The 11,012-nt window shown below is 68.2% G+C and carries 13 protein-coding genes; 8 read left to right on the top strand and 5 right to left on the bottom strand.

The annotated features are described in order from the left end of the window. Positions 1-126: 126 nt before the first annotated feature. A complete protein-coding gene (locus tag C447_RS06030) occupies positions 127-1,812 on the bottom strand; it encodes a glycoside hydrolase family 2 protein (protein WP_007691891.1) in 1,686 nt (561 codons plus the stop codon). A 103-nt stretch (positions 1,813-1,915) separates the two neighbouring features. On the opposite strand from C447_RS06030, the gene C447_RS18105 reads away from it, so the two are divergent. The 4 genes from C447_RS18105 (at position 1,916) to C447_RS06015 (ending at position 4,697) form a co-directional block, all read left to right on the top strand. Beyond that, positions 1,916-2,068, top strand: coding sequence for a hypothetical protein (locus C447_RS18105; protein WP_007691889.1), 153 nt, complete (start codon positions 1,916-1,918; stop codon positions 2,066-2,068). Positions 2,069-2,098: 30 nt separating this feature from the next. Further along, a complete protein-coding gene (locus tag C447_RS06025) occupies positions 2,099-2,512 on the top strand; it encodes a DUF371 domain-containing protein (RefSeq protein WP_007691887.1) in 414 nt (137 codons plus the stop codon). Positions 2,513-2,647: 135 nt separating this feature from the next. Further along, positions 2,648-3,835 carry an MFS transporter gene (locus C447_RS06020; RefSeq protein WP_007691886.1) on the top strand — a complete coding sequence of 396 codons (1,188 nt, stop codon included), beginning with the start codon at positions 2,648-2,650 and terminating at the stop codon, positions 3,833-3,835. Between the two features lie 49 nt (positions 3,836-3,884). Further along, on the top strand, positions 3,885-4,697 hold the full coding sequence (locus C447_RS06015; protein WP_007691884.1) for an endonuclease III domain-containing protein: 813 nt from the start codon (positions 3,885-3,887) through the stop codon (positions 4,695-4,697). Positions 4,698-4,703: 6 nt separating this feature from the next. Here C447_RS06015 and C447_RS06010 read toward each other — a convergent pair whose 3' ends face one another. Further along, positions 4,704-5,108, bottom strand: a complete 405-nt coding sequence (locus C447_RS06010) for a disulfide bond formation protein B (RefSeq protein WP_007691882.1) — start codon at positions 5,106-5,108, stop codon at positions 4,704-4,706. Positions 5,109-5,234: 126 nt separating this feature from the next. Here C447_RS06010 and C447_RS06005 point away from each other — a divergent pair, with 126 nt between their 5' ends. After that, entirely contained in the window at positions 5,235-5,975 is a 741-nt protein-coding gene (locus C447_RS06005; RefSeq protein ID WP_237713419.1) for a class I SAM-dependent methyltransferase, read from the top strand. 81 nt (positions 5,976-6,056) lie between these two features. Here C447_RS06005 and C447_RS06000 read toward each other — a convergent pair whose 3' ends face one another. The 3 genes from C447_RS06000 to yciH form a co-directional block, all read right to left on the bottom strand. After that, the gene (locus tag C447_RS06000; RefSeq protein WP_007691865.1) at positions 6,057-7,433 is read right to left on the bottom strand and encodes an NAD-dependent succinate-semialdehyde dehydrogenase; all 1,377 of its coding nucleotides are present in this window, start codon (positions 7,431-7,433) and stop codon (positions 6,057-6,059) included. A 106-nt stretch (positions 7,434-7,539) separates the two neighbouring features. Further along, positions 7,540-7,770, bottom strand: a complete 231-nt coding sequence (locus C447_RS05995; protein ID WP_007691863.1) for a hypothetical protein — start codon at positions 7,768-7,770, stop codon at positions 7,540-7,542. Positions 7,771-7,861: 91 nt separating this feature from the next. Then, positions 7,862-8,161, bottom strand: a complete 300-nt coding sequence (gene yciH / locus C447_RS05990) for a translation initiation factor (RefSeq protein ID WP_007691861.1) — start codon at positions 8,159-8,161, stop codon at positions 7,862-7,864. A gap of 75 nt (positions 8,162-8,236) precedes the next feature. Here yciH and C447_RS05985 point away from each other — a divergent pair, with 75 nt between their 5' ends. The 3 genes from C447_RS05985 to C447_RS05980 all read left to right on the top strand — a co-directional run bounded on the left by C447_RS05985 (position 8,237) and on the right by C447_RS05980 (position 10,995). Then, a complete protein-coding gene (locus C447_RS05985) occupies positions 8,237-9,634 on the top strand; it encodes a dihydrolipoyl dehydrogenase family protein (RefSeq protein ID WP_007691860.1) in 1,398 nt (465 codons plus the stop codon). A 97-nt stretch (positions 9,635-9,731) separates the two neighbouring features. Next, positions 9,732-9,896, top strand: coding sequence for a DUF7563 family protein (locus tag C447_RS18100; RefSeq protein ID WP_007691858.1), 165 nt, complete (start codon positions 9,732-9,734; stop codon positions 9,894-9,896). Positions 9,897-9,984: 88 nt separating this feature from the next. After that, positions 9,985-10,995 (top strand): threonine aldolase family protein, encoded by a 1,011-nt coding sequence (locus C447_RS05980; protein ID WP_007691856.1) that lies wholly within the window; start codon positions 9,985-9,987, stop codon positions 10,993-10,995. Positions 10,996-11,012 lie beyond the last annotated feature (17 nt).

Here is an 11,012-nt window from a genome sequence, read left to right as displayed (position 1 = left end):
AGAGATGTGTATAAGAGACAGCGATACCACAGTGATGCCGGCGGCGTTCTGGCGTCTTCGCATAGTCGAAGAACCGATTTAAACGTTGCGATGGTGGGGACCTGTCACACGGTCTGTAGGCCCGCTCTATCGGGGATAACTGGTCTCGACCGACCGACCCTCGACCGAGAGCACGAGGTCGATCGCATCGGCCTCCGCGGGCGGGTCGACCGTACCGACCGTCGCCCGCGAGGCCGGTCCGAGGTCGACCGTGAACGTTCCCGACCGCTCGCCGGCCACCCACTCGACCTCACCCGTGACGGGGTCGGCGGCGTCGTTGCCCACCACGACCGCGGGTTCGGGCCCGGTCGGGTCGTCGAGGAACACGTTCACCGGGTCGAACCCGGTCGCGAGCGTGGCGTCGACCGACGCGGCGTCCGGCGGCGCGAACGCAGTGAGGAACGGTATCCCCGACCGGCGGAGCGCCGCGACCGTCCGCTCCGCGTTCGTCGCCGCCGCCGCGTCGGTTCCGGCCACCGCGTACCGGGTGTGGGTGCCCGGGTCGAGGTCGCCGGCCGCCCCCGTGTAACCGTCGACCACCCAGCCCTCGGTCCCGTCCTCGATACCGGCATCGAGACCGGGGACGGCGAGCGCGGGGACGGACCCCGGCAGCGTGCCCGTGGCCGCCGTCGCGGTCGCCGCGTGCTCGCGCCCACTCACCGCGCGAAGCACCCGCCACGAACCCCGGTCGGTGGCCGTCTCGAATTCGTAGGCGTCGTCGTGGACCCCGAAGCACGCGAGGCTCGCGTGGTGGCCGTAGGCCCCCGAGAGCTGGCGCGCAAGCGACCGGGCGCGTTCGGCGTCGAGCGCGCCCGGACTCATCGGCAGGTCCTGCATGAGGAGCACGCCCGCCTCGTCGGCTGCGTCGTAGGCCGACTCGGGCGGGACGTGGCCGTACCACCGCACGAGGTTCGCGTTCGTCTCGACCGCGCGCTCGATGGCCCCCGCCGCGTCCGCGGGGTCGGTCGTCGGGAGCACGACCCGGCCGCGAACCGGGACCTGCGTTCCGTTCACGACCAGCCCCCCGGAGCCGTACTCGACGGTCCGAAAGCCGGTTGTCGCGGTGCGTTCGTGGTCGCCGAGCGCCGCCCGCACCGTATAGCGCTGTTGTGAGCCGAAGCCACGCGGCCACCACCGGTCGGGGTCACGAACCGAGAGCCGACCCTGAACGGTGACGCGCCCGCCTGCCTCCGCCGCGACCCCGACGGACGTCATCGCGCTCGTAGCCTCGCCGTCCGCGGGGTGGAGCGTCAGCCGGATCCGCCCCGAGAGCTCCGTCCCGGCGTCGACGGTGACGATGGCGTTGATCCCCGTCTCGTCACCCTCGGCCGGCCGGACCGTGAGGTCGGTGAGGGCGACCTCGGGGACGGGTTCGACGGTGGCGTCCCATCGGATCCCCGGAACGCGGTCCCGCGACGGGAGGTGGTCCGTCTCGAAGACGCCGCCGAAGCGGTCGTCGGGCGCGCGACAGGCCACGACGAGTTCGTTCTCGTCCGCCGGATCGACGACGGCGCTGAACGGCGTGAAGTAGGTATCGTGCTCCCCGAGGAACTCGCCGTTGAGCCAGATACGCGCGTGGGCGTAGAGCCCGCCGAGACGGATCTCGGCGCGTGCTCCACCGGGGTCGGCGAAGCGGGTTCGGTAGGCGACCGTCCGCTCGCCGGTGAAGCGCGTCGGGCTCTCGGGACCGTCGACGGCGATCCACTCGTCGGGTTTCGGTGGATCTCGCCCGCCCGGGTCGACCGCGGCCGCGCTCCACTCGCGGAGGTTCATGTCAACCGAAGTGGGCGCGCGGGGCATAGCCCTTCCGTGTGTTTCTTTCAGTTTCACTCCGGGGTTGCCGCCGGTTCATAGCCCCTGCAGACGTCCCTCCGGTATGTTCGAAGAACTCACGCTGACCTGCGAGGCCGAAGGGTGCGGGCGCGACCTCGACCCGGAGCCCGCACTGGTCTTCCGGGACGTGGGCGGCGAGCGCCGGGCCTACGAGTGCGTCTGCGGTGCCATCACGGTGACCGTCGCGAAGACGTAGCCCTAAGTGCGGCTCCCGCCGACGACCGGCGTGGAAGAAATCGTCCGCGCACGCGGTCACGAACACGTCACCGCGCGCCACGCGAGCACGCTCGAACTCACCGCCGACGACTACCTCACGCCCGCCGGCGACTGTATCCTCGGGATCGAGGCCGACCGGACGCCCGCCGACTTCGACCCCGCGTTCGTCGACGCCTGCCGCGACGCCGACGCGACCGTCAGCCTCGAACTCGCCGTCGATGGGCTGACCCGAACCGTTCGCGGGCGCGGCCATCCCGACCTCGACTGCACGAACGACCGGAGCCTCGTCTGTCGGACCAGCGACTACGTCGACGACCGGACGGTGATGGTGGGCGCGGACCGGGCGGCCGGCGACCTCGACCGGGAGCTCGTGACGGCGCTCGCCGACGGCGGCTCGCTCACCGCGACGCTCCGGGTCGAGTGATCTGGTCTATTGACCCGCCGTCGAAACGAACGGCTACCGGGCGGTCTAGGTCGATCGATCTCCGTCGATAGCTCGCCGATACGCCACGTTTAGGTGTGTTTGCCACCGATCACCACCCGAGGCGATACTCGCCGAATGTCACGCGAGACGGAGGGAAGTTGGTCGTCGGTCGCCACGGTCGCGGGCTGGCAGGTGGCGGCGAGTCTCTGCTATTACAGCATCTTCGCCGCCACGGGGGTCGTCAGGGACGCCTTCTCGCTGTCGGCGACCGAGGTCGGGCTGTTCACGACCGCGGCGCTGCTCGGCTACACGGTCGCGCTGGTGCCGAGCGGGGCGGCGGTCGACGGCTACGGCGAGAAACGCGTGATGGTCTTCGGGCTGGTCGGGCTCGCGGTCGCGACCGTCGGGGTCTCGCTCGCGCCGAGCTACGGCCTCCTGTTGGTGGCGGGCGCGGTGCTCGGGGGCGCGTACTCCTCGGCGATGCCCGCCTCGAACCGGGGGATCCTCGCGAGCGCGCCCGCCGGTCGGGGCAACTTCGCCATGGGGCTGAAGCAGGTCGGGGTCACGGCGGGCAGTGCGATCGCCTCGCTGGTGATCACGGGACTGGCAGCGGTGGTCGCGTGGCAGGCCGGCTTCTGGGTGATCGCGGCGCTCGCGGGTGGCTACGTCGTGGGCTTCGTCGCGCTCTACGACGGCACCCGCGGCGAGGGAACCCTCTCGGTACCCGACTTCTCGGTGCTGCGCTCGAACCGAGCCTATCTCGTGCTCGTCGGCGTCGGATTCTTCATGGGGGCGTCGATCTTCGCGATGCTCGGCTACATCGTGCTCTACGTCGTCGACGACCTCGGCCACACCACCCTCGTCGGCGGCGTCGTGTTGGCGCTGACCCAGATCATGGGAAGCGCCGCGCGGATCGGCGCGGGGGGCGTCGCCGACCGCCTCGGCGGCGCACGCGGGGCGGCCACCGTCGCGCTGGTCCAGATGGCCGTCGCGGTGGTCCTGTTCGCGGTGCTCGCCACGGGCCTCCCCTCGTTTCCGGTGGCGCTCGTCGTCTTCGCGGGGCTCGGGCTCACGGTCTACGGCTCGACGGGGGTGTTCTACTCGTGTCTCGGGACCATCGTCGACGACGACGACATCGGGGCGGCGACCGCCGGCGGGCAGACCGCGATCAACGTCGGCGGACTCGTCGCGCCGCCGACGTTCGGACTGTTGGTCGAACACTCCGGCTACTCCGTGAGCTGGGCGTTTCTCGGGGCGCTCACGGTCGCCGGTACCGTGCTGCTCGTCGTGGTTCGGCGGCGGCTTGGCTCGTCCGCTGGCTGAGCGGTTCCGCGAACGACGTTTTGTAATATCGTGCGCCCTACGGCCCGCTATGAGCGAGGACCAGGAACCCACCGAGAACATCAGTGGGGGTCCGGACGGCGGCGGACTCGCGAGCGAGTTCGACGAACGGACGGCCGACAGCCGCGCCGAGCGGGTCGTCGACCGCCTCGGCGAGCGCTACTGGCGCAAGACCTACGGTGGCCAGGACGCCTTCGAGTGTCTCGTCCGCACGATCTTGAGTCAGAACACCTCCGACAAAGCCAGCCAGCCCGCCCACGACGCGCTGATGGCGCGCTACGGCGAGGGTGAGGACCTCGCGGTGGCGCTCTCGGAAACCGATCAGGACGACCTCGCCGAGACGATCCAGCCCGCGGGGCTCTACAACCAGAAATCCGAAACTCTCGGCCGGATCGCGGGTCGCGTGGTCGAGGAGTACGGCGGCGCGGCGGCGTTCGACGAGTTCGTCACGGCGGAAGACCCTGCAACGGTACGCGATACGCTGCTCGACTTCTCGGGGGTCGGCCCCAAGACCGCCGACTGCGTCCTCCTGTTTTCCGGCGGTCGTGCGGGCGTCTTCCCCGTCGACACCCACGTCCACCGGATCTATCGTCGAATCGGGGTCGCGCCGCCCGACGCCGACCACGAGGGGGTTCGAGCGGTCCTCGAAGATCAGGTCCCGGCCGAGAAGTGCGGGTTCGGCCACACCGCGACGATCCAGTTCGGCCGGGAGTTCTGCAAAGCCCGGAAACCGGCGTGCCTCGACGACCCCGACGCCTGCCCGATGGCCGACCTCTGCGACCAGGTGGGTGTCTATCCCGCGACGGACGAGGTGGTCGACCCCGCCGACGCACCGGCCGAGTGAGTCAAGCTATCGGCTTCGGGCCGTCACGACCAGCGAAAGCGTGATCAGCACGAACGCGATCAGCGAGAGGTTGGGTATCGAGAGCCCGGCCACCTGATACTGGACCGCGCTACAGCCACCGCCGACCGAGCAGGTGCCGGTGGTGTCGCTGACCTGGAGCCACGAGTGGTAGGCCGCGACGACGGTTCCGAGGGCCGACAGCGGGAGCGCGGTGAGGAAGACCCGCCGTCGGTTCTCGAGGGCCGCGACGCCGAGGACGAGCACCAGTGGATACATCAGTATCCGCTGATACCAGCAGAGTTCGCAGGGTACGAGACCGAGTCCGAGGCTGAAATAGAGGCTGCCGGCGGTGGCGACGATGGCAACCAAGGTTCCGCCAGCGAGCGGCAGCCGGGCCTCGAAGCGGCGCATAGGGTATCCCGGGAGAAGAGCTATGTAGCGGTTGCGGTCCGGTTCCGGGCGCGGTGGGCATCGAGAGGGGTTTGGTTTGCACGGTCACTCGTCAGATTTAACAAAACGAGATCTATGACCATTCGTGTGGGCATATCAGCGCTGGCTCGACGAGGTGTCGAGATCGCTCTCGACGAGGGGTTGGACGGACTCGCCGCTCGGACGACAACCTACGCGAAGATGCGGCTGCTCTCGCTTCTCGGGCGTACCGAACCGACGCGAGCCCTCTACTATCGGCTGTTCGACTCGACGCAGTACTGGGAACAGCGGTACGCAGATGGTCGGGACTCGGGGCCAGGGTCACGAGGTGGGCACAGACAGTTCAAAGCGGACTTCCTGAACGCGTTCGTCGACGAGCACGATATCGAGTCCGTTCTCGAATTCGGCTGCGGGGACGGCGACCAGGTAGCGCTCGCGGACTACCCGGAGTACAGGGGACTCGAGATATCCGAGTCGGCCGTCGAGGCGTGTGCAGAACGGTTCGCCGACGACGAGACCAAAACGTTCGCTCACTACGACCCGGATGCGTATCACGACGAACAGCGAACGCGGTTCGAGGCCGAGTTGGTTCTCTCCCTCGAGGTCGTCTTCCACCTAGTGGACGACGAGACCTTCGAGAAGACGATGCACGACATGTTCGAGTCGGCGACTCGGTACGTGATCGTCTTCTCGAGCAACCACGACGAGGCGACCCCCGAACTCCACGTCAGGCACCGACGCTTCACCGACTACGTCGAGACGGAGTTCCCGGCGTTCGAACTGGTCGAGACGGTCGAGAACGAGTACGAATCCCGCCACTCCGATTTCTACGTCTACGAGAAGCGCTGAAAGGGGAAAACGAGGGACTACTCGGAGTCGACCAGCCGTTCGCGGAAACGACCGCCTCCATCGCTCGCTCCCTCCGAGAACTCAGTTCGGGTCGGCGTCCTGCACCCAGACGGTCTTCCGGTTCACGAACTCGTGGGCCCCGTGGCGACCGAGCTCGCGGCCGTAGCCCGAGTTCTTGACCCCGCCGAAGGGGAGTCGCGGGTCGGACTTCGAGAGCTGGTTGACGTAACTCATCCCGGCCTCGATCTGGCGGGCGACGCGCTCGCCACGGTCGAGGTCGTCGGTCCAGACCGAAGAGCTCAGGCCGTAGTCGGAGTCGTTGGCGAGTTCGATGGCCTCCGCTTCACTGCTCACCTCGAAGACCGCCGCCGACGGCCCGAAGACCTCCTCGCAGGCCGAGGCGGCGTCGGTCGGCACGTCCGTGAGCACCGTCGGCGGGTAGAAGAACCCATCTCTATCGAGCGGTTCGCCGCCGACTTCGACCGTCGCGCCGTCCTCCACCGTGCGCTCGACCTGGTCGTGAAGCTCCTCCATCAGGTCCTCGCGGGCCTGCGGGCCGACGTCGGTGTCCTCCTCCGTCGGGTCGCCGATAGTGAGTGAATCCATCTCGTCGACGAACTTCGAGACGAACTCGTCGTAGACGTCCTCGTGGACGATGAAGCGCTTGCTCGCGATGCACGACTGGCCGGAGTTGAGGGTGCGACCCTGTGCGCCGACCTCGGCGGCGGCGTCGAGGTCCGCGTCGTCGAGCACGATGAACGGGTCGTTGCCGCCGAGTTCGAGCACCGTCTTCTTGAGTTCGGCCCCGGCGGTCTCGGCGACCGCGCGGCCCGCGGGCTCGCTCCCGGTGAGCGTCGCGGCCACGATGCGGTCGTCTTCGAGCATTCCCTCGATCGGGTCGGAGTGGATCATCAGCGACTGGAAGACGCCCTCGGGAAAGCCCGCTTCGAGCAGGATGTCTTCGATGGCCTGGGCACAGCCGGGCACGTTCGAGGCGTGTTTCAGGATCCCGACGTTGCCGGCGGTGACGTGCGGCGCGATGAACCGGAAGACCTGCCAGAAGGGGTAGTTCCACGGCATGATCACGAGCACCGGGCCGAGGGGTTCGTAGGAGACCAGGGTCTTCGTCTCGGCGTCGCTGCCGATCAGTTCGTCCTGGAAGAACTCGTCGGCGCGTTCGGCGTAGTGCTCACAGACCCACGCGCACTTCTCCACCTCCGCGACCGCCCCCGAGATGGGTTTGCCCATCTCGCGGGTCATGAGTTCGGCGTACTCCCCTTTGTTCTCCCGGAGCACCTCGGCCGCGTTGGCGAGGAGCTGCTGGCGCTCGTTGATCGGAACCTCGCGCCACTCCTCGAACGTCTCGTCGGCCGTCGCGAGCGCGGTCTCGATGTCCTCCTCGGTGTCGTCCTCGACCGGTTCGAGGGCCTCGCCGGTGGCCGGATTCGTTCTGTCCATAGCCCCGATTGGGGTCGCGCGCCAATTGTAGCTTTGGCTTGCCGAGAACGGGACCGTCTCTCGACGACGGAACTGGCCGGTCACGGGTTCCTGATCCGCATCTCCATTAGACGTCCTTCCTCACACTTCTCCAGAGTCCGATACCGACGATTATCGGGAAGAATCCAAGGAATCCGAACAAGAACATACTGATTCCCCAGTTGAGGGGGTTCTCGTTGTTACGACGTTTGGCATCTCTATAAGTCCACCACGCGACGACCAGCGGGATGATGAGAGTGAACAGCACGGCGACTCCCTCGCTCCCGCCCGGAACTCCCGGTATCTGCAGCGGTAACACGTCTCGAATGTTCCCGACCCGTACACATAGCTACCACGTCTTCCAATAGATCAAACGTAGCGGAGCGTTCGAGCCGCCCTCGAACCGGCGCTCAGTCGGCGAGTTCGAACCCGCGTTCTTCGAGGAGATCGGGCAGCCGATTCCGGTGGTCGCCCTGGAGTTCGATCCGCCCGTCCGAGACGGTGCCGCCGGTCGCGAGTTGGCTCTTGAGCTCGGAGGCGAGGTCGGAGACGTCGGTCGTCGAGTCGTCGAACCCCTCGACGATGGTCATCGCCTTGCCGTAGCGGCGCTCGTCGACGCGGATCGAGACCCGCTGGTCGGCGCGCGCGAGGTCGCCGTCGATGTCGAGTTCGTCGGGCAGTCCCGTGATCGAGTTGAAGTCGCCTGACACACCGTCCCATAGGCGCTCTCGACGGATAAGGGGTCCGGCGCGAACGGATTTATCCCCCGACACCGAACCCCTACTATGGTCGACTTCGACCTGATCGTGTTCGGCGGCGGCACCGGCAATCGGGTGGCCTCGGCGGCGGCCGAGGCGGGCCTGGAGACGGCGCTCGTCGAGAAGGGTCCAATCGGTGGACTCTGTCTGAACCGTGGCTGCAACCCCTCGAAGATGCTGATCCAGCACGCGACCGTCGCGAATCGGGTCCGTGAGGCGAGCGAGTTCGGTATCGACGCTTCGGTCGACGAGGTCCGCTTTTCCGAGTTCGTTCGCGAGGTCAACGACGAGCTCGCCGCGGTCGCGGACCGGAAGGCGCAGAACAAACGCGACCAGGCGAACCTCACGCTGTTCCAGGAGGAAGCCCGGTTCGTCGACGACGAAACGATCGAGCTCGTCGAGTCGGGCGAGACGCACACGGCAGAGAAAGTCGTCGTCGCGGCGGGGAGCACGCCCGTGGTTCCCGATCCGATCGACGGGCTCGGCGAGGTCGACTTCCTGACCAGCGCCGACGCGCTCCGGCTGGAAAGTCCACCCGAGCGACTCGTGGTGCTCGGCGGCGGCTACATCGCCGCCGAACTCGGCTACTACTTCGATGCGTTCGGGACGGACGTCGTGCTGGTCGACCGCAACGAGACCCTCCTCCATCGCGAGGATTCGGACGTTGCGGCGGCAGTTACCGAGGTCGCCGAGGAACGCCACGACGTCTACACGGGCCACAGCGCCACGGCCGTCGAGGAGTCTGACGGTGAGGTTATTGTGACCGCCGAAACCGGGGACGGCGATTCGGTCGAGGTGATGGGCGACGAACTGCTGGTGGCGCTGGGCCGGCGGCCGAACACCGACGGCGTCGGGCTCGACGCGACGAGCATCGAGACGGACGACGGGGGGTTCGTCGCGACCGACGAGCAGCTCCGAACCTCCCTCGAGGGGGTCTGGGCGATGGGTGACGTCGCGGGCAACGCGATGTTCAAACACTCCGGGGACTACGAGGGCGAAATCGTCGTCGACAACGTGGTTCACGATGCCGGTCGCGAGGCGGACTTCACCGCGCTCCCACACGCCGTCTTCACCGAGCCACAGGTCGCGGCGGTCGGGCGGACGGAGGCCGAACTCCGCGAGGACGGGGACGAGTACGTCGTGGGTCGTGCCGCGTTCACCGATACCGCGATGAGCCGGGCGCTGAAGCTCGACCGTGGGTTCGTGAAGGTGCTCTGTGACCCCGAGAGCCGGGCGGTCGTCGGCTGTCACGTCTTCGGCCACGAGGCGTCGGTCCTCGTTCACGAGGTGGTGCCCGCCGTCCGATACGGACTGACGGTCGACGACCTCGCGAACACCCTGCTCCACGCCCATCCGGCGCTGAGCAAGGTGGTGCAGATGGCGTGTGCGGACGCCGGCGACGCTGCGGACCGGGCCGCCGAGTGAGGTGCGCCGGAGGGCGTTCGCCGCCGAGTACAAATACGCCTTGCACAGTCCGGTATGAACTATTCTTCGGCGGCGATATCACCTACTGATACTCCCAATGCCTAACTGCCTGAACTGTGAGTCGTTCGTGACCGAACAGTACGTTCGCGTGTTCGCCCCGACCGGGATGGAGACCGTCCGGGTCTGTCCCCGGTGCGAGGACAAACTCCGTGACGGGGCCGAGGTCCGCGAGGCCCACTCGCCCCGGCACACCAACCGATAGGCGTCCGTTTCGGGCGACGGTGCACCGAGTCGACGCGCGCACGATCGGCCTCCGAGGGGTATTTGACGGTCACGGCAGTAGCCGACCCATGATCGACCTCCGGAGCGACACCGTCACCCGCCCGAGCGACGCGATGCGCGAGGCCGCCCGTACCGCCGAGGTGGGCGACGACGTCTACGGTGAGGACCCCACCGTCAACGAACTCGAAGCCCGTGCCGCCGAGGCCGTCGGCATGGAGGCGGCGCTCTACGTACCGACCGGGACGATGGGCAACCAGGTCGCCGCGCGCACCCACACCGACCGCGGCCAGGAGGTGCTCTGCGAACGCGAGAGCCACATCTACAAGTGGGAGCTCGCCGGCCTCGCCCAGCACTCGGCGCTTCAGGCGCGGACGATCGACGGCGGTCCCCGTGGGACCATCACTCCTGAAGACATCGACGCGGGCCACGTCGCGACCGACGGCCACCGGGCCGGCACCGGGCTCCTCGCGCTCGAAAACACCCACAACAGCAAGGGCGGGGTCGCGATCCCGGCCGAGGCGATCGACGCCGCGGCCGAGGCCGCCCACGACCTCGACGTCCCCGTGCACGTCGACGGCGCGCGGGTGTTCAACGCCAGCGTCGCGCTCGATACGCCCGCGCCGCGACTGCTCGAAAGCGTGGATTCGGTGCTGTTCTGTCTCTCGAAGGGCCTCGGCGCGCCCGTCGGGTCGATGCTCGCCGGGAGCGCGGCGTTCGTCGAGCGCGCGCGTCGCCACCGGAAACTGCTCGGCGGCGGGATGCGTCAGGCGGGGATCATCGCCGCGCCGGGGATCGAGGCGCTCTCGAACGTCGACCGGCTCGAGACGGACCACGCGAACGCGAAGACCCTCGCGGCGGGCCTCGACGGGATCGGGGGCGTGACCGCGGCCGAGCCGGATACGAACATCGTGGTCGCGGGGACCGAATCGCCCGCCGAGGCGTTCGTCGACGCCATCGCCGAGGAAGGGGTGCGGGCGTCGGCGTTCGGGGACTACCGGGTTCGGTTCTGTACCCACTGGGACGTCGACGAGGACGATATCGAGGAGGCCGTCGCGGGCGTGCGGCGGGCGGTCGCGTAGTCGCGGCGGGCGGTCGC

The sequence above is a fragment of the Halococcus hamelinensis 100A6 genome (assembly GCF_000336675.1).
Classification (GTDB): Archaea; Halobacteriota; Halobacteria; order Halobacteriales; family Halococcaceae; genus Halococcus; species Halococcus hamelinensis.
The sequence above is the reverse complement of the archived record's forward strand: the minus strand, read 5'-3'. Positions and strand labels throughout refer to the sequence as shown.